The sequence below is a fragment of the Sneathiella sp. P13V-1 genome (assembly GCF_015143595.1).
Classification (GTDB): domain Bacteria; phylum Pseudomonadota; class Alphaproteobacteria; order Sneathiellales; family Sneathiellaceae; genus Sneathiella.
In genome coordinates this window covers 21,227-43,314 of record NZ_WYEU01000001.1, presented here as the reverse complement: position 1 = coordinate 43,314, position 22,088 = coordinate 21,227, and the positions used below count along the sequence as shown (strand labels likewise).

Sequence of the window (22,088 nt, the reverse complement as noted above, 5' to 3'; positions counted from 1 at the left end):
AGATAAAGCTACTGCTGCAACTTTTATTGAAATGGCAGTTTTGTTGAGGTTTCCAGCGGGGTTGAGAGGCTTGCGGAATTGAACGGGTTTCCGCCAAATCTGAGAACGATGTGAACCACCAGCGTAGTGGGTGTTTCTAAATCTCATCCCATCGTGAACGCAAATTCTTGTCTTATTGAAAGTCGCTTGGTCGAGAAAACAGATACCAAAAGAAAAGCACGGCGAACTGTATAGTTTATCGTACTTATCTAGTGGAACAACTAATTATACATATAAAATATGTGATTAATTATGTGTCAGTTCGCTTGTCTTTGACGCGCCCTAAAGCCCTGTATATTGCTGTGCGACTTATTCCCATATCTCTTGCAATAGCTGTTGGGCTTTCCCCTGTTGAATGGCGCTGGATGATTTGCTCTTTATCAATCATCGCAGGGCGACCTTTATATTTACCTTCAGCTTGTGCTTTCGCGATGCCTTCGCGCTGTCGCTCTAGCATCATCTCTCTTTCAAACTGTGCAACGGAGCCAAGTAGATTAAGGACAAGTTTTCCTGTTGGGTCACTTGTGTCGATCCCTAAGTTAAGAATACGGAGGTGAGCTTCCTGAGATTCAATGACTTCAACGATTTCTCCCAGATGCTTAACGCTTCGAGCAAGGCGATCCAATTTTGTGACAACAAGCGTGTCGCCATCGCGCAGATAGTCGAGTGCAGATTGAAGTTCAGGTCGTTTGGAAGTAGCACTAACCTGCTCTTTATATATACGCTCCACACCCAATGCTTCTAGCTCAGCGATTTGAGCAGCGAGTCCTGCTTCTTGTTCCAAGGTGCTGGTACGCGCATAGCCAATCAACATAGTGATCCCTTCAACTTCATTTGTGTTACGTTTAAATTTAATACTATGTAACGTTTTATGTTACATATTGTCAAACTGATTTATTTGTAACAGTGTTGAGGCTGCTTGTGGGTGTTACGTCAGAGCTTGGTTAAACGTAACGCTGTGATTTAGTCGCTGATAATGAAGCTGGCGCTGGATCTCTGAAGAAGATTTTCCTAGGTACCTACCCCACGGGGGAATGAAGCGTCTCATGAACGCATTAATACCCTTTCAGAAATTCCCAACGAAAAAAGTTAGGCGGTCTTTTTCTGCCGTGTTCTCTTGGGCTTGCTCTTAGCGGTTACTTCGCGTTCCACCTGTATGCGCTTCAGAAGAACTGCTGCTGGTTCGTCAGTTGGATCTTGAGGGACAAGTTCCCCACGAAAGGCTTTGGCCAGGATTGATTGATTGAGTTCGGCCTTTGACTTATTCAACAATTCTAGGTGTTGGCTAACTTCTTCAATCTTCTCGAGAGATGCAGTGATCAAATTGACGATTTTTTCTTGTTCTTCAATCGGGGGCAATGCAATCGCAAATCGCTTTATATCACCGACATTGACATGAGGGGATGCCGAACCCGTAACTTTGCTAGCTGCTTGGTTGAAAAAGGCGGGTGAGTTTAACATCCACAAAAGAAAACTTGGAAGAATTGCGTTTGTGTTGGCTCTGAAAAGCATCATACGTTGTCCCATGCAAAGCTCAACGTTTGGCACTATACAGGCGATACCAAATATTCCACCTTCTCGGCTGTAAAGTATGTCATTTGCTCTCGGTTTAAGTCTTAATACTCTTTTCTCAAAGGTCTCTCTTGAGACGCGCTTTACTTTTTGAAGATCTAGTTTACCTAGGCGAAATTCCGTTGTTCTGACGATTGGAATACCAGTATCTGTGTATTTTGCAGTAGCATGTGAGCAATCCACAATCTGCTCACAAATGAGGTCGGGGGTAGTCACCTCCCAGTTTTTTGGCACCTTCAAGAAATGTCCGTCAAGTAACGTAAGAGGTTCCTTATACTTCTCTTTCCACTTATCATTCTTTGGTTCTTTGCCTTTGGCCCGTATTTTGACGAGTTCGGATTCTTCCCAGCACTGGCGGCGTTCGGTGCGGATGCGGTCCAGTAGCACAGAGGCAGGTTCAATGTTTGGGTTTTGTTCGCGCCAGTCTTTGGTTAGGTCACCACGGAAGGCGGCGGCGAGGACGGATTGACGGTATTGATCAAGCAGAGCTGGAATGGCATCCAACGCCTCCTTCGCCGCCCCAGACTTCTCCATCAACGCATCAACCTTCTCCACAATCCGCCTCTGCTCGTTAAGCGGTGCTATCGGAGACAACAGTTTTGCTATGGTTTTCGGTCGTGCTCTTGTTAATGAACCCCCTACACCAGAAACATCGGAGCATATACCAGTTCTGAATTTTGGGCTTGTGAAGAAGTACTTTAAGAAATCTGGTTGGATAGAGGGGTTCCTGATTACAATCCATTCCGTTGATGCTAGTTGCCTATTTTTAGTATGTGGTTGCACTACCCAAACTCTGTTGATCCTCGGGTTAATTTTGCAAACTAATACATCTCCTGATTTTACTACTTGCTTGTTTGATTTGATTTCAAAACCTTTAACAAACTCTGGCTTTCCTGAAGGAAAATTAGGGACACTCCAAAGCTCAAAATCTTCTTCGGGAAATTTAGACGGATCTATGTTGGATGTTTTTTGAGTACTTAACTCACCAAACTCCTCAATGCTCCAGCCAGTGGGTATTTGTATGCTCATTCCACTGTCTCCGCTTGCTCAGATTGCCATTCATCGTAGGTGCGCTTTGTCCCTTTTAGCTTCCATTCGGTTCGACCATTAGCATTGCGGTCAAGGATAACAGCTGCGGCGGCAGAGGGGCTTTTGAATGAGGTGGCTTCACTAAACCGGAAAAAACCTCCCGCATCTGCTAATACTCCACCATCAATCAGCTTTTGGCGAAGATGGTCATATGAGTTCTGCTTATTGCCGGCATCTTTTGCTGCAAGAGAACTGGCTTGTACAAGATATTCTCCACTGACCTCTATCATGGTAGCTTTAATGCCGCTTCTATGATCGATCTCAAAAACGGGTTGTGTTTTTGCTGGTGAAGTTGCCGCTTTTGCCTTGGGTTTCAACATGCCAAAACCGACGACGGGCAGGATGGTTTCAATATTTTTCAAAAAACCAGTCATGTTGGCTTTGTCGGCTTCGGGCAAGTAACGACGTTCAGTGCCTGGAGTTTGAGAGTTGTCGAGTGTTACTCTGTCAGCTTCACTTACAAGACGCATAAGTTCGGCTTCCAAATAACGTACATGTGCTTTGGTCAGGCTTTCATCACTAGTGGTGATAATAGCGGCGAGTTCCCAGAAGCCACGATCACGGACAGAGTTTGGCAAACGCTGTTTAATATCATCAGCTTCTCCCACATAAACGCGTTCTTTCAGTTCGTTCTCTGGGTCAGGGCCATAAAGCAGGTAAACGCCTGTACGGTTGGCCTCTGGACGCCTTAGGAGCTGTGGGAGAGTGCTGTTACGAGCGACTATGATCGAACCTGTCCAGCCGTAGATAGACGCAATGGAGAGGCCATCAGGTGTCCCGTCAACAAGATATAGTTGAATGGTGCGGCCTATATTCTGATCTTCACTTGATGCCATTGGTTACTCTGCCGCCTCGACTTTATTTTGATCTTCATCAAGCATCTCACTAAGCGCTTCCATCTCACCTAATGCAGTGCGCAAGTGGTTCATTATACGGGCTGCAATAACGTCTGGTTCGTCAAGATCCTCAACACTGCTTGCGCTTTCATCTTTTAGCCAAGAGATATCAAGATTGTCGCCACGTTTCTCGATATCTTCGCGAGAGAAACACTTCCATCGTTCTTCAGTATCGTCAGCCTCTTTGCGTGGGCTAGTGCCGTGTACATCCTCACCAAACACCTTCACAAATTGTGTGAAATGAGCTTCCGTCAGTGGGGTGCGTTTGCCGAACTTGGGCATGTTCGTACGCATATCGTACACCCAGATATTTTCAGTATTGCCCTTGTCCGTTTTTCCCCGTGTGAAGAACAGGACATTAGTCTTCACGCCTTGAGCATAGAAGATTCCTGTAGGCAATCTAAGGATGGTGTGGAGCTTGCATTTGTCCATCAAATCCTGACGGATTTCTTTGCCTTTGTTATCTTCAAACAGAACGTTGTCAGGCAAGACAACTGCTGCTCGTCCACCAGCCTTCAGACCGCGATAAATATGCTGTAGAAAACAAAGCTGCTTATTCGCCGTTTCAAACGTGAAATCGTCCCGTGTTGGAAGGCCACCAGCACCAGAGGAGCCAAAAGGCGGATTGGTCAGCATAACATCTGATTTGGGAAGGTTTGCGCCATCAGGCGACAATGTATCACCATAAGCCACACCGCTTTCAATCCCATGCAGCATCATGTTCATCAAACTTAGACGGTGGGTGTCCTGTACATGTTCTAATCCGCAGAAGGCTTGTTTGCGCTGGAAGTTACCTTCTGCTTCTGAAAGGGTGAACAGCTGGTCGGTTTTTTCTTTGATATAGTTGTCTGCTGCAATGAGGAAGCCACCTGTACCTGCAGCAGGGTCTTGAATAACCTCACCTGCTTGAGGTTTCATTAATTGAACCATGCAGTTGATTAGGGGGCGTGGCGTGAAATACTGACCTGCACCAGACTTAGTCTCTCCCGCATTCTTTTCAAGCAAGCCCTCATAGAGATCGCCTAAACCTTCCTGACGGGCAGAATACCAGTCCAGCTTATCAAGTTCAGTGACGAGGTCAGTGAGCGTCTTCGGCTTTTTGATAATAGTGCCCGCGCCAGCATAGATCTCCTGCACACGGGATGAACCGTGAGATCCGAGATGGATGAGCATCAAACGGTAAAAATCCAGAAGTTCAACACCGTTCTTGGATGTCAGATCTCCCCAACGATATCCCTCTGGCAACTGATCTTCCTTTTCCACCTCTCGCATCATCTTGAGGAACAGCAGATAGGTCAGCTCAGTCACATACTGATGATACGTCACCCCATCATGCTTCAGGTGATTACAAAGGTTCCAGAGCTTCTGGACGATGTCATGTGTGATGGTCATTTACTTTACTCGAAACTCTTTTCTCTCAAAATCTGAGAAAGTTCTCTTGCATCATTCGGAATTTTACCACCAGAAAATTCTGACAGAGAAAATGTCCTTTTACCTCGCATACCACCTTTGGAGATTTTTGCAAAATTAGTCTTTTCAACGCTTTCAGTGAAGTAGTACCTATGTGGGGTGCTCGCTAAGTCATAATATGAAGTTTCGTTGATTACTTGCTGTACTTTTGTTTTTAATTTTTCGAGATCGATGTTTGTACTCTTGAGAATGCTAAGTACCAGTCCATCTGACGTTTCTTCTGCTTCGACGACTGCTTGTATTTTCCCTAAAGCCCTAATACTCTTGTGGTGGTATATACCAAGAAATCCGCAGTCTAATTGGGGAGGGCGTGTAGTCGGTTCATAATAGACTCCATACTTCTTGTTTTCCTTATGTGATTGACCGCAAGGGACAGCAAAAAGCCTATCGTCGGGATTAAATAATAAGCCCTCTAACGCGAGAAAAGAAGAATAGTCATCGACAATTGCTAGTAAACGATTTTCGTGCGGATCACATGCGTTTCTCAGAGCCTCAATCAGATCTGTATATGTGATAGCCCTGAAAATGGTATTGGCAGTATGCTTCAACTGTTCTTCAATTTTTTCAATGGTGCCTTTGGAAGGTGGTGAGCTAGTTAATCCGAGCATAACAGTGTCTACATCATTTTGCTTTTTAGCACCTTTGACATGTGCGACCACTTGCTCGGAAGTGAGATTAGCATCGAGTTTTGCCTCAATTAAAATTTGAAAGCCTCTCTGCATAATTAAACCATCAGGAACGCTACCTTCCTGTCTTACTTGTTGGCCAAATGATAGACCTATCGGTAGTTCGTTTTCTAAAAGTTCCGTTAAAGTGCTTTGGAGTTTTCTAGTGTCATACTCATAGAAATACTTAAGCAATAGCAAAGTGTTGTTAGTAACGTGATTTTCACGCTGAGAATAGCGCTGAAAGAATGATACCTGTGTCATCAGTGCTCTCTATGGACTTTGATGGCCTCTCGTAGTTCATCTGAATGTTTAGCCAAATTGAGAATAGCGTCCTCCAACTTCTTTGCGCCATCTGCGCTTATCTTGTATTTCTCAAGTGCCTTCAAGTCGTTGGACATTTGATCGATTTGTTCCCCTATTTCGAGACAACGTCTTTCATAAATCTCGACAAGACCTTCAGTCTTACTCATGCTGTGTTCCTCCAAACTGCCTCATTGATGTCCTCAAGGATGTTCTCCAATCTTCCGTCAAACACCTTGTCAATCCGCCTAAAACCACCCTGCGCCGCAAATGAGCCTTGGTTAAGAGTTTCAGGGTCAATGACAGGGACATTCTTTTCATTCTGCAATTGAAGGGCGATACGATCCAACCACTTGCGCTGTAAGGGCGTCCAGTCGCCTTTCAAAGTGATCTCCTTAGTTGCGGCTGCCACACGCTCAGAGTAGGGTATAAGTGGATCTCCAAGGGAGGCTTGTCGTACATAGCCAATAATAGAAGCTGCAATATCTTCGTTAGTCGAAGCTCTCCATGCAGCACGTAGGTCTGCTTCTCTGAAGTGGTGCTCTTCGAGTAGTCGTTTTAAATCTTTCAGATGCTGGCGTGTTAGTTCGCGGGGGCGCTGAGTTACAATCTTGAGGGCTTCGATTTTATTTTCGTTTGCCTTAATAAACTGAATAAAACCATCTAGAAAATCTTCTGGTTTTTCTCCCTCACCATACCCTGTGTCAGTAGAGAGAAGTTCATCTTCGTGTTCTGATATAGCGACCCTTGGGGGCGGACCATCTCCCGTATAGTCAAGGACTGAAGCTAGAGTTGGTCGAGTTTTGAACCATTCAGTGGTTTGTGCAATGGATTGTTGTTGCAAAAGGGGAGCAATTTCACTCACCGATACACCAGCAGCATTGTCGATGCTATCGTTCGTTTCTTGACTGTATCGCCGTTGAGTTCGATGCAATTTTGCTATGAATTGGTCTTTAAGACCTTGCTGGGTTTCCTCATCATCGACATTGATGATTTCTTTGACAAGCTGTTGGAAAGATATGCTGGAATTCACAGAAACTGGCTTCATGTTTGTGATGTTCTGTAGTGTGTCATACAGACCAACGGCATCGAATACCTTGAAAAACTCTTTACCAATTTCATCACATCGCCTTGTGGCACGTCCAAGCATCTGGTCATAGAGAATTCGACTATTTACACGGCGGATAAAGACAAGATTGCAAATGCTCGGAATGTCGATACCTGTGGTGAGAAGGTCAACTGTTACCGCGACTTTAGGAAGAGTTTCGTTTCTAAAACGACGAATTAGTTGCTGTGGCTTGTCGCTCGCACCTGTGATTTTCATGACCATGTCGTCATCAACGGAATAACCCGCAGCCGTGAAGGCATCTTTCATAGATTTCACAACGATATCAGCGTGGCTATCTGTCGCACAGAAGATGAGTGTCTTTTCATCACTCATTGGATCAATCGGGTTGGCAATATCTCCTGTCAGGCCAACCAGTGCTTCACAGACTGTTTTGTTGAAAGGTTCGGTGATTACTTGTTTGTTGAAACTCTGAATTTCAAAACCAAGCTCATCCTTAAGATGGAATAGATCAATTTCCCCTGTCTTGGTGTTGAGGAACTCGACACTTTCGCCATCTTTCCATTTAATGCCACTTTCGGACAATTTGGTTTTGATTTGAACAGGTGGCTCGTGATCTATCAGCCAACCATCAATAACAGCCTCTCTGTAGGAGTAGGTGTAGATTGGTTCACCAAAAATCTCAGTTGTGTGTAAGGCTGGTGTGGCCGTCAGGCCAATCTTGATGGCATCAAAATGCTCAAGAACCCTTCTGTATTTCGAAATGTAGTCTGCTTCATCACGAAAAGATAACTCATGCTCACTGAGTTCTTTATCAAGTAGGTAGCCACGGTGACACTCATCAATAACAATGGCGTCATACTGGTCAACTGTTGGAACCGTTGTGTCATCTTCTGAATACATCAGGCGCTTCACCATGCTCTGCACAGTTGCGATATGTACGCGCGTAGAGTCATCAATTTCTTTGTCATCAAGACCCTTAACATCATAGATGGCTGAGAACTTTTGCAATTGCTCCATCTGTATGTTGTTGAAGGCATCGTGGGTTTGATTGCCTAATGCGGATCGATCTACAAGGAACAAGATGCGTTTAAACCGATTAGTTTTAAGCAATCTGTAGACAAGCGAAATACAAGTTGCGGTTTTGCCTGTTCCGGTTGCCATAGCAAGAAGCATCTCGCGCCTACCCTGCTCAATGGCGGCTTCAGTACTTCGAATGGCTGTCTGTTGATAATCTCTAAGGGTTATTCCGTAGTCAAAGCTTTCGGTCTTCAACTTTTCGTCTGCGGCTTTTGAGTCCATGATCAAAAGCTCTTGAAGACCGCGAGGGCTGTACCAACCTTCAAGGGCGCGGCGTTGATTGGACGAGAGACGTAGATCACAGAACCATATGCCAGATTTGGTTTCGAGTTGCTTCAGATACGGCCTTCCATTTGTTGCAAAAACAAACGGTATTTGGTGAGAGTGGTTGTCAGCATCTATCCAAGGACCTCCCTCAACCAATACTTCGCTTTCTTTCGGGTTGTAATCTCGGGAGTACCGTTTTGCCTGATCTACTGCGGAATATACATCCTTGCGCTGGCGTTTTGCTTCGACTACTGCGACTGCCGTTAATCCTATGAAGAGCACATAGTCAGCAGGACCGCTTGCAGTAGGCCATTCTGCGATGGCAAGGTTTCTTCCTTTTTGAGGGCGTATACCAGCCTTAAATGTTAATTTATCTGTGTCAGCCTCCCACCCGGCATTGCGAAGCTGTTCATCAATAAAGCGCCTTGTGTCAGCTTCATCAAGATCGATACCTTTTGCAGCTTCAGTTGCATGTTCTATGAGTTCTTGGCGTTCTGGGCTGCTTTGTTCTTCAGCCTCTTTCTGTAACTCTAATAGTTGTTCCGCCATTGAAGTGGCATACTGATTGGTTTCTTCGTTTAGAGCCGCGAGTTTCTCTTTTTCTTCTTCCGCAGTAGCTCGCAATTCACGTTCTTGAGCTACTTGCAATTCCGCTTTTTGAGCTGCTGAGAGTGTTGCGTTTAGTTTTTGCTGTAGCTCTTCGATTTCATTTTGAAGCGTGTCTGTGAGATCTTTTCTACTCAATGGAGGTATAAACACGGACGCTTGAAAGCTGTGCTCTGCTCCAAAAGTGGCGTGGTACCAGTTTGCAAGCCTATGGGCGACTTTAAGACTTGTAAGGGCTATCCCGTGATCATCTTTGAGTTCATGGTTGGCTGCATTGCCGTGCTTTCGCAAATAATGAAAAAGGTCCAACACTGCCTTTGGGAGTTTGGCATCATCCGCGAGTCGTCTTAGACGCGCTACTTGTGTGTCATTGTCCTGAATGTAAACGCACATCTTTGCGGCTGTCATTTGAGCCATTAGCTCACCATACTGCCTTAACTTGATTGTCGCTGTGTTTGGACTCTCATGATAGTAGCGCTCAGCAAGGGTTCCCAGCTCAGTAAGCTGAGGTGCATGGCTTTCCAAAATGGCAAAATTCTGTGATCTTGCTAGCACGCTTTAATACCCCCAATACTTTTGTATAATGGCGAGAGTATATCGTCAATTAATTGATGAATTTGGTGTGCTTCTTGGTGGTTGCCATCGATAAATCTTGGAAGGAGTATTTATGCAGATAAATACAGATTACTTACTAAAGCTCTATGGCGAAAACGGTGGAACTCCCATTATAAACCTCTGCAAATCAACGGTTGTTAGCTATGGTGAGTTGTCTAAAGATGGCAAGTTAAATCCTAATAAACCTCGAGGTAAAGCGTTCCTTGATGGAATGAAGTATGTGTTGGAAAACTACAGCTCTCAAAAAAATACAATTCCAGTGGTGTTTTTTGACAGAAGTGGAAACAAATGGAAATTTGACAAATCGTATGTGGCATCTCTAGTGAGTAAGAAGTTTCTCATGAAGCCGGATAGTAAGGGCTTTGATGAAGAAGCTGTGGAGTATGAGGTTGGTTCTAAGTTATTGGAATTGCTTGGAGTAAGTGAAAATACTTGGGAAAGCGCTTTTGATAATTGGAAAGGTCCTTCGGGAAAAGAGCTTCAACGCAAACTTCGATCGCAGAAATCACGCCCTAAGCAAGACCGATTTAGAAAAACACAACTGAAAATTTGGGGCAATAAATGTGCTGTTACAGAGGAATCTGTGTTGGCAGCGATTGAGGCGGCTCATGTCTTTCCTGAAGGGATGGATAATGAAAACGTAACCTACGACCCAGCAAATGGAATATGCTTGCGTTCAGATCTTCATAAATTACTCGATAAAGGACTTGTTGGCTTTCTTTCTGAGGGGAACAGTTTAAGAATTGTAGTCTCAAAGGATTTAGAACATTCAAGCTATGCAACATTGAGAGGTCGCCTGTTTCCAAAAGGGGAATACAAAAAAAGGCGCGTCCCTCATGACAAGGCGCTTGATTGGATGGGAGAAGAACTTGGGTGGAAAAACGCTGACCAAAGTTGGTTTTACTAGAAGTAAAAAATTCGTGGGGATTTTCGTGGGGAATAGGGGCTAAAACTGTCTTTTGTAGTCTTGTGTGGTCCCACGAAAACTGCCAAAATGACGTGTTTTCAAGGGGTTGATAACCCTTGGTAAGGGAGAGGTCGAGAGTTCAATTCTCTCCGGCGGCACCATTTTCACTGTTTGGAGGGTTTTTCCAGTACACCTTGCCTTTGCAACTCTTCAATCATCTTCATTGTTTCAAGAGGGTCTGGAAACTTTCCCCGATGCTCTTTGATGCGTTTGATTAATTCTTCTTTTCGCTCCCGAAAATCTTCGGGGTGGATTGTGTAATTTTGCCAGAGGCCCCTTAATTTAATCCGGGACCAGTATTCCTCGGGAAGATACATTCCTCCTGTGAAACTGCGTTCAGCGTATGCGTAACCCTTTAAGATGAGTTCTGACCCAATATTGGTGTCGCCTGAGAAACAATTCGCAATACCTACCTTTTCCTGCCCGACTTCAAACAATATTTCGCACCTCGCTGAAGTGGCAGAGAGATAGTCTGAGGACAATTGGTTGGCGCGTTGTAAGCATGAAAAAACGGGCTGCTTATTGAGATCCTGCAGTCCTTCTTCGTCTTCGGTGCAGGATTGATCAGCGTAAGGAAATTTGACCCCCAGTATTGCTATTCTTTGTCCTTCGACGACAAAGGAATTAACGCCTTTCCTCACCAGGGTGCCTGAAAGAGTATATTTTGGCTCTGCTTCAAGTCTTCCAAAGCGCGAGAACATTGGCGACAAGAAATATACAATTGCCAATCCAATCAATAGAGGGAGCACTTTGTTTTTTAGTTGTCCGTTCATTGCACTCAAATCATTAGATAAAATTGCCAACATACTATCTTAAGGAGATTAAGATTGTAAGTAATCTTGTGAATTTTCTATGATTTGATCTTAACGGCTTTTCCTTGCTTTCAATTCCAATATCTGAGTCACGAAAAAAAAGAAATGAGGTTTTCATGACGGTGAGCCTCTAGAAGATATGCAGCACTTTCTATTAAACTTGGAATACTCAGAATGCGAAGAAACTCGTCAGAAGCCGATATTGATGGTGGATATAAAAGGGTTGAGGTGAGCTTTACCCCACCTCCATCATCCGGCTGATTTCCTCAATAAACCCCTTATCATCCGGTACATCCAGTATGCCGTTGGTGCGGAGCGTGATGCCGCCGTGGAGGAGGATGGTGGCTTTCATGACGGCGCGGCGGTTTTCTTCGGATGAGTTGTTCGGACTTCCAAAAAAAGACATGGCCTTGGTGATCACCCGGTGAACCGCACTTTGCAGGGGAGGAGTGTCGGACATGGTCGCGTGAGGACGGCTCATCATCAAATTGTAGAGTGAGCTGCGCTTAAGTGCGAAATCAAGATAGGTAGCGATAAAGTCGTTCTGGGTTGCCGAGTTATCGACCTCATCAGCGAGTTGGTTGAAACCTTCGGTTGCCACCGCATCAAGTAGGGCTTCACGATCTTTGAAATGGTTATAAAGGGCACGATGGGCGACCCCAAGATGGCCTGCCACCTTTCGCATGCTTAACGCTTCGTGTCCTTCGGTATCGGTAATTTCCAAGCTGAATTTAACAGCCTCTTCCCTGATATTTCCGTGGCGGTAGGTGGTTCTTGATTTCTTGTCCATGAGTTCTTTTAAATGAAAGAAACCCCCATTGTCATCCACAACCACCAGCCACTATTGGGTTAGGTAACGCGAAGACGGAAAGCTTCTTGTGATTTTTCCAATGTTTGCTCCTCCGCGATGGCTTTTTCCATGGCGGCGATGACATATTTTCGGACCTTCATCTTTGTGCGATGATGCGCCCCAAAATCCACTCTCTTGAGGATTTCAAGTTTGGCTTCTACCGCCTTATCCAGTTCGCTTTTGTTCACGGCTTGGTCAATAAAACCAGCGGTCGCGGCCTCATCGGGGTTGAACATTTCTCCTGTTAGAGTGGTACGGGCGTAATAGGGCGGTAACAGGCGGGAAGAGGCCAGCTCCAAAGCAAATTGTGGGATGGTCATTTTGATCATCACCTCATTCATACCAATATTGAAATCCCCACGTACCCCGAAACGATAATCTGCGGACATCATCAGAAATGCCCCCATTGGATAGGCGTGGCCTGTACAAATGGTGATCACGGGTTTGGGGAAAGACAGGATTTTCAAGCAAAGTTCTGCGCCCATCTTGATCTGTTTGTGGGATATTTCGGCGTTTGACATGATCTGTTTTAAATCGAAACCCGCAGAGAAAACACCGTCTCGGCCTTTCAGAACAACCATCGCGTCGTCTTTTTCAGCCCTTTCAAGCCCATCGCCAATAGCACCAAGCATTTCGATGGACATGGCATTGACCTTGCCATCATCCATATTGAGGAAGGCAACACCGTCTTTCAGTTCGTATTTTACTGGTGAATTCATTTTCACTCTCCTTATGTATCCAGTGGATATATTTATTTATAAGAGTTTTGTGAATAGCGCAAGTGTCATTTGAGGGCCCCAGTTTTCCTCTTTATTCATTGTCTAAAATCCATAACAGTACGTTCAGGTCATTTGGGGGGCTTGTAAATCATTGGACACTTGCCTCTTGCAGGATAAAAACGGGAACACGGATTTTTCTAGGAAACTTAAAAGTAATTCGGGGTGCAGAAATGAAGTTGCGTGCGTTTGTTGTATCAGTACTGAGTTTGGCATTGTTGAGCGGGGCCGCAATGGCCAAGGGGGAATGGCAGAAGGTTCAGAACCGGAAAGATTGTGAGATTTGGAACCCCAACCCACTGGAAGAAGAGAAAGTTTATTGGACCGTTGGTGGGTGTGTCGATGGTAAAGCTCATGGCCGCGGGGTTCTTGTTTGGGAATATTGGGACGAGGACAAGACCAATATCGACACCTATATTGGTTGGATGAAACAAGGTGTTTATCAGGGGCAGGGGCATTCCGTCTATGAAGGAGGCACACAACGTAAAGGCCTGTTTGATAAGGGCAAACAGTTTTACGGGTACTATTATTACAAGAATGGGGATGTCTATTACGGCGAAATGAAAAAAGGCATCCTGGAAGGAGAAGGCAAATTAACTTTTGCTAAAGGCGGTTGGTACAAAGGAAAGTTTAAAGGGGGAAAACGCCACGGAGAAGGCGAAATGCTGGACCATAGAGGGGATCGTTTTAAGGGCGAGTTTGAAAATAATGAACCCCATGGGATTGTGTCGGTCACATTTGCAAATGATGTGAAGTTCAGAGGCTTTTTCAATGACGGGTATCCAGACGGATATGGTGAAATGATTTTCCCAAGTGGTGCCGTTTGTGGTGGAAATTTTGGCCGTGGCTATACAATGAGGGGGGCCGGAAAAGCGCACAACAAGGAAAATTCGAACAAGGGTACGTGTGAAAAAGAAGGAAGCACGACACACTTTACCTGGGACTGAAACGTAAGCCGGAAGGGATATTTTCCGGCTTTTCTTTTATGAGGGCTTGTTGATTATTTCCAGCAGGGCTTGCCAGATAAGGGACAGATGCGTGAAAGTGGCAGGTCGGATATCTGTGACCAGTCCGCCTTTCCAGGTTTTCACCACATTGAACTCTTCACCTTTTTGAAGCGCTTCAATCGGGCTTTTGTCAAATAAGGTGAAGTCCGCTTTTTTACCAACGGCGATAGATCCGATTTTGTCCTGCATGCCGAGTTGAGAAGCCCCGCCCATCGTCATGGCATAAAGGGCTTGTTCTGGCGTGATGGCCTCTGATGGGGCTGTTATGTTTTTGCCAGAGCGTGATTTACGCTGAGTTGCGGTTCGCATGACACGTATTGCATCGACGGGGGTTGCTGGGTGATCTCCATGGAGGCTGGTGACCAGTCCCATATCCAATGCGGATTTGACGGGCATATATCGGTTGGCGCGTTCTGGCCCGACTAAATGGGGGAGGGCATCTCCATAATAGTAGATATGATCCACGAAGAAGCCTGTAGAAAGTTCCAGCTCTTTCGCACGGCGCATTTCTTCGCGTGTCATCAGGGCATTATGTTCAAGGCGATGATGAAGTCCCGGTTTAAGATCTTCCGCTTGGATTTCGCCAAACACCATGAGAGCCTGATCAATGGCGTCCTCTCCCTGAACGTGCAGTGCGATCTGGTATCCTTTTGCGTGGTATTTTCCTGCCTGAATGCGAATGATGCTGTCGTCATAGTTCATGGTTGAAGGATGGGTATGGGGAATGCCGGTGAGTTTTTCTGTCAGCTCGCTTTCATGATACCCATCTTTGAACGCTGCGCCACCAGTAAAGGGCGATCCATCCAACCAGAATTTGATGCCGACGATTTTAAAATTGTCATCCCCTTCCAGCCCATATTTTTCGGTTTGGTCAGGTAATAAATAGACGAAGGTACGAAGGGGGCTTGTATCTTCTTTGCTGACTTTTTTTAGAAGTCCAACTGGATCGGGCAGACGGCCAACAGCACCGGTGACGCCGATGGTCGTGTATCCGGCACGGGCATATTTATTATATTGAAGACGAAGCAAAAGTTCCGCGACTGCGGGGGATGCACTTGGAGCTTTGCTGACAATTTCACTGATGCCATGGACTTCACGGACAGTACCAGTGAGTTTGCCATTTTCATCCCGAACAAATCCTTCGAACCTGTCTTCTTTGTCGATGATTTTAACACCTGCAGCCTTAAAAGCAGCCGTGTTCAAATAGGCCTCATGCATCATCTGGGTCAGGATCACCATGGGGCGATCTGGCAAGATGGCATCCAACTCTTCCAAGGTTGGTGGCTCCAGATCTGGAATGGCGACAGGATCCCATCCAAACGCAATCATCCATGGGGTCAGGGCAATACCATCTGACGCCTTGATCAAAGTGTCCATGATCTGCTGGCGATTGCTGTGCGTTATGGCGCTGACATCAACGGTGGCACCCAGTAATGCGGCCGCCGTCGGATGAGTATGTGGTTCCACCAGACCAGGAGTTAAGGTTTGCCCTTTAAGGTCGATAATGGGAAGGCTATTTGCTTGAGCGGCTTTGATGGCGTTTTGGCCAAGGGCTTTGATGATGCCATCCTTGACCCAAATCGCGGATGCCTTGGGGGTGTTTTCATCCATGGTCAGAATGGTGCCACTGGAGATCACATATTCCGAATCTTGCGAGGCTGGTTTTAAGTAAAAATTACCGCCGACGATGACAATCGCCGTAATCACACAAAGCGTAATGAAGATTTTTTTCAGCATATGCTCCCCCGGTCTACGCGCAGATCTTTTTATTATGGCGCAGATGAAAATTGAGGATAACACCGGTTATTGTCAACTATGACGTAACGTTAGCTTGCAAATAAGATTTATTGAACGAAACACGATCGGTCGTCTACTGCCGTATTTTTAATCAAGTGACTGCTATTCCGGCGTCATTTTTCTGTCATTTTTTGATTTTCATCAAACTATCATCGCACTATAAGAGTTGCCAATTGTTGTGTAATTGCAAGGGATTGCTGACCGTTTGGTCAAATTTCGCACTTAAATTAGGTCCCCTTTCTCCACCTTCTGGAAATTGGCATGCCTTTTGTAAAACAGTGATTATCTACGACAGAAAATCAGTGGGATATTGGGCCCGCTGCTACAGCAAGGAGAGCAAAATGGGGATGAAGAAAATCATCTCGGCAATTGTGGTCGGTGTCGCCGTATTGGTTGGTGCCACATCTGCAATGGCTGAAAAAATCAAAGTGGCTGGCATCTATACTGTGCCGGTACAGCAAAAATGGGCAGGTACACTGCACCGTGCGCTGGTTGCGGCTGAAAAAGCTGGTGAAATCGAATATGTTTTCTCCGAAAAAGTGGCAAACACTGACTATGTCCGTGTGATGCGCGAATATGCGGAAAGCGGCGTCAAGATGATCGTCGGCGAAGCTTTCGGTATCAGCCGTGAAGCCCGTAAAGTGGCGAAAGATTATCCGGAAATCGCGTTTCTGATGGGTGATCCTGGTGACAAATACGGTGATAACTTCTCCGCTTTTGATAACTACATTCACGAACCATGCTACCTGATGGGTGTGATTGCAGGCTCCATGACCAAAACCAATAAAATTGGCATGGTTGGCGGTTACCCAATTGGTGAAGTGAACCGTCTGTTCCACGCTTTTATGGCGGGTGCAAAGTCTGTCAATCCTGACGTTGAATTCAAGGTTTCCTTTATCGGTTCCTGGTATGACCCTCCTAAAGCAAAAGAATTTGCTTATGCGCAGGTTGAAGCTGGCGTTGATATCCTCTACGCAGAACGCGCTGGTGTTGTTGATGCCGCCCGTGAAAAAGGCATTCTTGCCTTTGGTAACGTGAACGACATGAACAAAGAAGAAAACGGTAAAGACGTGGTTGTTGCTTCTGCCCTGTGGCACATGGAAAATGCGATCAATTACGCCGTTGGTCAGGTGAAAGCCGGTACTTACAAAGCAGAAAACTATAAAGAATGGACAATGATGCAAAAAGGCGGTGCAAGCCTGTCCCCATTCTATGAGTTTGACACGAAGATCCCTGCGGCTGCTAAAGCCAAAGTGGAAGAGCTTTCCGCAAAAATTATGGCGGGTGAGTTTGAAGTCGAAATCATCGACTCTGAGCCAAAATCCACATACTAAGTATAGTGTAATAGGGTGAGCGATCCGCTCACCCTTTTTTCTGGGGGATATCTTGTCAACAATTGAGACCGTTCTTTCTGTTAAGGGCATCACCAAGCGATTTGGATCGCTGACGGCCAACGACAGCATCAGCTTCACGCTGGAAAAAGGAAAAGTTCTGGCGCTTCTGGGTGAGAATGGCGCTGGCAAGACGACCTTGATGAATATCATTTTCGGCCATTATTTGGCTGATGAAGGCACAATTGAAGTATTTGGAGAACAGCTTCGGGCAAGCAATCCGGCAGAAGCGATCTCCCATGGGATCGGAATGGTGCACCAGCATTTCACGTTGGCAGATAACCTGACCGTTCTTGAAAATATTACCCTTGGCACCGAAAGCTTGTGGCGCGGCACACGCGACACGAAAGGTGCCAAAGAAAAGATTAAACAACAGGCCACCGAGTTTGGTCTGAGCGTCGACCCAGATGCCTATGTGAAAGACTTAAGCGTTGGCGAAAAGCAACGCGTTGAGATCTTGAAAGCGCTGTATCGGGGGGCACGAATTCTGATTTTGGATGAACCAACAGCCGTTTTGACACCCCAAGAGGCAGATCAGTTATTTGCGACATTGCGGGACATGTTGGCAAAAGGATTGTCCGTAATTTTCATCTCCCACAAACTTGGTGAGGTGATGGCGATCGCGGATGAGATTGCGGTTCTGCGCCATGGTAAACTGGTTGCCGATTTCCCGGTTGAGCAAGCCTCCCGTGAGATCATCGCGGAGAAAATGGTCGGCGAAGCCATTGAAAAACCAGTGCGCACCAAAATGCAGGCGGGGTCACCTTTGCTGTATTTTGAGAATGTAACAGTTACTGAAGACGGCCAAACCTCTCTTAAAAATATTCAGCTTCACCTACACCAATATGAGATTATTGGCATCGCAGGTGTATCAGGTAACGGCCAGAAGGCCTTGTCCGATCTTATCGCGGGACTTTCAAAGCCCTCTCAGGGTAGTTGCGAAATTAAAGGCGAAGCAGTATCCGAATACAGTCCCGCGGCGATGATCAGAAATGGGGTTGGCCGGGTGCCGGAAGATCGCCATGTTGAGGGCGCGGTTGGTGAACTTTCCGTCGAAGAAAACCTGATCCTGGAAGATTATCATAATCCGCGGTTTTCAAAATGGGGCTGGTTAAACGCTGGCAGTATTGCGTCCCATGCAAAATCTTTAATCTCTGCCTTTGATGTGCGCGGCGCAGGGCCTGAAACAATGATCCGGAGCCTTTCAGGCGGGAATATGCAGAAGGTTATTCTGGCGCGCGCTCTCGAAAATGATCCGGATATTATTCTGGCTAATCAGCCCACCCGTGGCCTTGATGTGGGGGCAGCGACGTTTGTGCATGAACAACTCTTCAAAGCGCGGGCGAGAGGCGCAGGTGTCATCCTGATTTCAGAAGATTTGGAAGAACTTCTTTCCCTCGCGGATAAAGTGGTGGTGATGTATCACGGAATGTGCAGTGTGCCGCTGGATGCGGATAAAGTAACCCAGCAGGAAATTGGTCTTCTGATGAGCGGCGAAGGCTTTAACAATTCAACAGATGAGGCCGGACATGCTGCTTGAACCAAGGCAACATACGCCTCTGTGGATGACAATTTCGGCGCCTATTATTGCGGTTGCTATTGTTTTGATTTTGAGCGGCGGCCTGATCGCTTGGGCGGGCGCACCGCTGCTAGACTCGTATATCGCCTTAATCGTTGGGGCGTTCGGATCCAAATTTGCCATCGCGGAAACACTGGTTCGGGCGACGCCGCTGATTTTGACAGGTCTAGCCGCAGCAGTAGCCTTTCGGGCGAAGCTTTGGAATATCGGTGGTGAAGGGCAGTTATATGCAGGGGCACTTGCTGTCACCTATTTCGGAACGGGCTTAATTGAACTGCCATCCTTTCTGATGATCCCGTTTTTGTTTTTTGTTGGGGCGGTTGCAGGAGGACTTCTTTTGCTGTTCCCCGCATTGCTTAAGACCAAACTGAAAGTGGACGAAGTGGTGACAACCCTTCTTCTGAATTTCGTGGTTCTTTTATTTGCCAATTACCTGTTGTTTGGTCCGTGGAAAGATCCGATGGCCATGGGGTGGCCACAAGGTGCACCTGTTATTGAGCAGGGCATTTTGGAAAATCTGGTTGCCAAAACCCGTCTGCATGCAGGGCTGATTTTCTCAGTGCTGGCAGCGGTTTGTATGTGGCTGGTGATGAGCAAGACAAAATGGGGATTGGAAATTCGGGCCGTAGGTCATAATCAGGACGCCGCCAAATTTGCTGGTATTCCAATCAATAAAACCATTATTCGAACCGCGCTTATCTCAGGTGGTCTTGCTGCCTGCGCTGGTGTCACAGAAGTTGCTGGTACAAAAGAATACCTGACCTTGGATATCTCGCCGGGCTTTGGATATACAGGTATCGCGGTTGCCATGTTGGCAGGCCTGAACCCACTGGGTGTTATTCTGGCAGCTTTGTTCTTTGCGGGCATTTACAACGGTGCTGACAGCATGAGCCGGGCGATGAATGTCTCCAACTATATTGCGGATGTCATCACGGCGGGATCGTTGTTGATGGTGATGCTGGCGGTGATGCTCACCCGTATGCGTATTCGGCTCAAAGGGTAGGAGGGACACATGGATTTTCTGGATATGTTCCTCAATATTGGTTTCTGGGCGGCAACCATTCGGATGGCAACACCGCTTATTTTTGGAACCTTGGGTGAATTGATTTGCGAACGCGCGGGTGTATTGAACCTGGGTATTGAAGGCATTATGACAACCGGTGCCATGGTCGCCTGGATGTGGGTTTATCAAGGCGGTGATCTGTGGAGCGCGGTTCTAGTGGCCATGATCTTCGGGATGCTATTTGGTCTGTTGCATAGCTGGTTCTCAGTTTACATGGGATTGTCGCAGCATGTGACCGGCATCGGGATCACGATGTTGTCGATGGCGCTCAGCTACTATTCCTTCAGAATGCTGCTACCCGGGGTAACAACACCACCAAAAATCGAACCGTTTGAAAATTATGCAGTGCCGCTTCTGTCGGATATTCCGGTTCTGGGGGAGGCGATGTTCAATCAATCCCCGCTTACCTATCTGGCATTTATACTGGTGGGTGTTGTTGCTTATATCCTTTACCGAACCCCGGCAGGGCTTGCAGTGCGCATGGTTGGTGAAAACCCTATGGCGGTCGAAGTTCAAGGGATTGATGTGTATCGTGTGCGAACCGCCGCAGTTATGTTGGGAAGTGGTTTGATGGCTATCGGTGGTGCGTTTCTGACCATTTCCGTGTTCGACGCCTTCTATTTTGACATGGTGAATGGCCGTGGCTGGATTTGTGTGGCGCTTGTGATCTTCGCTTCATGGCGTCCGGGTAAGGCGCTTCTGGGTGCCGTTTTATTCGCGGCCTTTGATGCCATCCAGATCCGGGTTCAGCAATCAAGCAGCACCTTGATCCCGTACCAGTTCTATCTGATGATGCCGTATGTTTTCAGTATTCTGGCTCTGATTATCATGTCGAGAAAAGCGGCCTATCCGAAGGCTTTGTTGGTGCCGTTCCGCCGTGGTCAGCGATAAGGAAAAGTGACGATGCTTGATCTTTTAGTCAAAAATGCACGACTGGCAGGAACTACGGAAGTTCAGGATATTGCTGTTAAAGACGGCAAAATTGTTGAAGTGGCACCGAAAATTGATGGGGATGCGGCGCGGGTATTGGACGCATCCGGTTATCTTGTAACCACGCCGTTTGTGGATAGTCACTTTCATATGGATTCGACGCTCACCTATGGGCGTCCAAGGGTGAATGAAAGCGGCACTCTTCTGGAAGGGATCGCCCTTTGGAGCGAGGTAAAACCCTTACTTGATGCAACGGATATTAAAAAGCGCGCTCATGATTTCTGCCGCTGGGCCATCGCAAAAGGTAACCTTGCGATCAGGTCTCATGTAGATATTTGCGACCCGAGCCTTCTGGCAGTTGAAGCTTTGTTGGAAGTTGTTGAGGAGGTGAAGCCTTATCTGGATCTTCAACTGGTGGCCTTCCCGCAAGACGGCTTCTATCGTGACCCCAAGGCGGAGGAGCAATTGATCCGCGCGTTGGATAAGGGCGTTCATGTTGTGGGCGGTATTCCTCATTTTGAACGTACAATGGCGGATGGCGCGGCCTCTGTGAAAGCCTTGTGCGAGCTTGCGGCAGAGCGCGGTTTGATGGTGGATATGCATTGCGATGAAAGCGATGATCCGATGTCGCGCCATGTGGAGACATTGGCCTGTGAAACCACACGGTTGGGACTGGAAGGTCGTGTCACCGGATCACATCTAACCTCCATGCATTCCATGGATAATTACTATGTATCGAAGCTGATGGCGTTAATGGCAGAGGCAGAGCTGCATGCGGTTGCTAATCCGCTTATCAATATCACACTGCAGGCGCGGCATGACACGTATCCTAAGCGTCGCGGTATGACCCGAGTGAAGGAATTGATGGAAGCGGGTATCAACGTGGCTTTCGGGCATGATTGCGTGATGGATCCTTGGTATTCACTTGGTACACATGACATGCTGGAAGTGGCATCTATGGGTCTTCATGTGGGGCAGATGACAGGGCAAGATCAAATGCGTCAGATGTTCCGCGCGGTGACGACCAACGGCGCGAAGGCGCTGGGGCTGGAAGGATACGGACTTGACGTTGGTTGCTACGCAGACTTTGTGGTCCTGCAAGCACGTGATGAAATTGAGGCGCTGCGTTTACGCCCCGCAAGATTGCATGTGATCCGCCGCGGCAAGGAAATCGCAACAACCCCGAAACAGGAAACGATGGTCTTTCAGGGAGAGGAAGCCCACAAGGTGGACTTCCTGTTGTCCTAG

At 46.7% G+C, this 22,088-nt stretch carries 18 protein-coding genes; 7 read left to right on the top strand and 11 right to left on the bottom strand.

The features are described 5' to 3' along the window. Nucleotides 1-289 precede the first annotated feature (289 nt). The 7 genes from GUA87_RS00185 to hsdR form a co-directional block, all read right to left on the bottom strand. Nucleotides 290-853, bottom strand: a complete 564-nt coding sequence (locus GUA87_RS00185; RefSeq protein WP_193714518.1) for a recombinase family protein — start codon at nucleotides 851-853, stop codon at nucleotides 290-292. A gap of 275 nt (nucleotides 854-1,128) precedes the next feature. Next, a complete protein-coding gene (locus tag GUA87_RS00180) occupies nucleotides 1,129-2,640 on the bottom strand; it encodes a restriction endonuclease subunit S (RefSeq protein WP_193714517.1) in 1,512 nt (503 codons plus the stop codon). Then, nucleotides 2,637-3,536 (bottom strand): GIY-YIG nuclease family protein, encoded by a 900-nt coding sequence (locus GUA87_RS00175; protein WP_193714516.1) that lies wholly within the window; start codon nucleotides 3,534-3,536, stop codon nucleotides 2,637-2,639. The genes GUA87_RS00180 and GUA87_RS00175 overlap by 4 nt, the downstream gene beginning before the upstream one ends. A 3-nt stretch (nucleotides 3,537-3,539) precedes the next feature. After that, a complete protein-coding gene (locus GUA87_RS00170; RefSeq protein WP_193714515.1) occupies nucleotides 3,540-4,988 on the bottom strand; it encodes an N-6 DNA methylase in 1,449 nt (482 codons plus the stop codon). 5 nt (nucleotides 4,989-4,993) lie between these two features. Continuing rightward, nucleotides 4,994-5,995 carry a hypothetical protein gene (locus GUA87_RS00165; protein WP_193714514.1) on the bottom strand — a complete coding sequence of 334 codons (1,002 nt, stop codon included), beginning with the start codon at nucleotides 5,993-5,995 and terminating at the stop codon, nucleotides 4,994-4,996. Continuing rightward, on the bottom strand, nucleotides 5,995-6,204 hold the full coding sequence (locus GUA87_RS00160; protein ID WP_193714513.1) for a hypothetical protein: 210 nt from the start codon (nucleotides 6,202-6,204) through the stop codon (nucleotides 5,995-5,997). Before GUA87_RS00160 ends, GUA87_RS00165 begins: the two co-directional genes overlap by 1 nt. Continuing rightward, entirely contained in the window at nucleotides 6,201-9,608 is a 3,408-nt protein-coding gene (gene hsdR, locus GUA87_RS00155; protein ID WP_193714512.1) for a type I restriction-modification system endonuclease, read from the bottom strand. The genes GUA87_RS00160 and hsdR overlap by 4 nt, the downstream gene beginning before the upstream one ends. Before the next feature lie 112 nt (nucleotides 9,609-9,720). On the opposite strand from hsdR, the gene GUA87_RS00150 reads away from it, so the two are divergent. Then, entirely contained in the window at nucleotides 9,721-10,575 is an 855-nt protein-coding gene (locus tag GUA87_RS00150) for an HNH endonuclease (protein WP_193714511.1), read from the top strand. A gap of 164 nt (nucleotides 10,576-10,739) precedes the next feature. On the opposite strand, the gene GUA87_RS00145 is transcribed toward GUA87_RS00150, so the two are convergent. From GUA87_RS00145 to GUA87_RS00135, 3 genes are all read right to left on the bottom strand, one after another. After that, entirely contained in the window at nucleotides 10,740-11,441 is a 702-nt protein-coding gene (locus GUA87_RS00145) for a thermonuclease family protein (protein ID WP_193714510.1), read from the bottom strand. A gap of 241 nt (nucleotides 11,442-11,682) precedes the next feature. Continuing rightward, nucleotides 11,683-12,276 (bottom strand): TetR/AcrR family transcriptional regulator, encoded by a 594-nt coding sequence (locus GUA87_RS00140; protein ID WP_193714509.1) that lies wholly within the window; start codon nucleotides 12,274-12,276, stop codon nucleotides 11,683-11,685. Between the two features lie 20 nt (nucleotides 12,277-12,296). After that, nucleotides 12,297-13,016 carry a crotonase/enoyl-CoA hydratase family protein gene (locus tag GUA87_RS00135; protein WP_193714508.1) on the bottom strand — a complete coding sequence of 240 codons (720 nt, stop codon included), beginning with the start codon at nucleotides 13,014-13,016 and terminating at the stop codon, nucleotides 12,297-12,299. Between the two features lie 230 nt (nucleotides 13,017-13,246). Between GUA87_RS00135 and GUA87_RS00130 the strand changes: the two genes are divergently transcribed. Then, complete coding sequence (locus GUA87_RS00130; protein ID WP_193714507.1) at nucleotides 13,247-14,020, top strand: hypothetical protein; 774 nt, start codon at nucleotides 13,247-13,249, stop codon at nucleotides 14,018-14,020. 36 nt (nucleotides 14,021-14,056) lie between these two features. Here GUA87_RS00130 and GUA87_RS00125 read toward each other — a convergent pair whose 3' ends face one another. Next, nucleotides 14,057-15,817, bottom strand: a complete 1,761-nt coding sequence (locus tag GUA87_RS00125; RefSeq protein ID WP_193714506.1) for an amidohydrolase — start codon at nucleotides 15,815-15,817, stop codon at nucleotides 14,057-14,059. 407 nt (nucleotides 15,818-16,224) lie between these two features. Here GUA87_RS00125 and GUA87_RS00120 point away from each other — a divergent pair, with 407 nt between their 5' ends. From GUA87_RS00120 to GUA87_RS00100, 5 genes are read left to right on the top strand one after another with little or no spacing between them, the layout of a single operon-like run. Further along, nucleotides 16,225-17,211, top strand: coding sequence for a BMP family protein (locus GUA87_RS00120; protein WP_193715763.1), 987 nt, complete (start codon nucleotides 16,225-16,227; stop codon nucleotides 17,209-17,211). A gap of 52 nt (nucleotides 17,212-17,263) precedes the next feature. After that, nucleotides 17,264-18,808 carry an ABC transporter ATP-binding protein gene (locus GUA87_RS00115; protein WP_193714505.1) on the top strand — a complete coding sequence of 515 codons (1,545 nt, stop codon included), beginning with the start codon at nucleotides 17,264-17,266 and terminating at the stop codon, nucleotides 18,806-18,808. Further along, nucleotides 18,798-19,850: an ABC transporter permease gene (locus tag GUA87_RS00110; protein ID WP_193714504.1), complete on the top strand. Its 1,053-nt coding sequence runs from the start codon at nucleotides 18,798-18,800 to the stop codon at nucleotides 19,848-19,850. Before GUA87_RS00115 ends, GUA87_RS00110 begins: the two co-directional genes overlap by 11 nt. Nucleotides 19,851-19,859: 9 nt before the next feature. Next, nucleotides 19,860-20,801, top strand: a complete 942-nt coding sequence (locus tag GUA87_RS00105) for an ABC transporter permease (RefSeq protein ID WP_193714503.1) — start codon at nucleotides 19,860-19,862, stop codon at nucleotides 20,799-20,801. Nucleotides 20,802-20,813: 12 nt separating this feature from the next. Then, entirely contained in the window at nucleotides 20,814-22,088 is a 1,275-nt protein-coding gene (locus GUA87_RS00100) for an amidohydrolase family protein (protein WP_193714502.1), read from the top strand.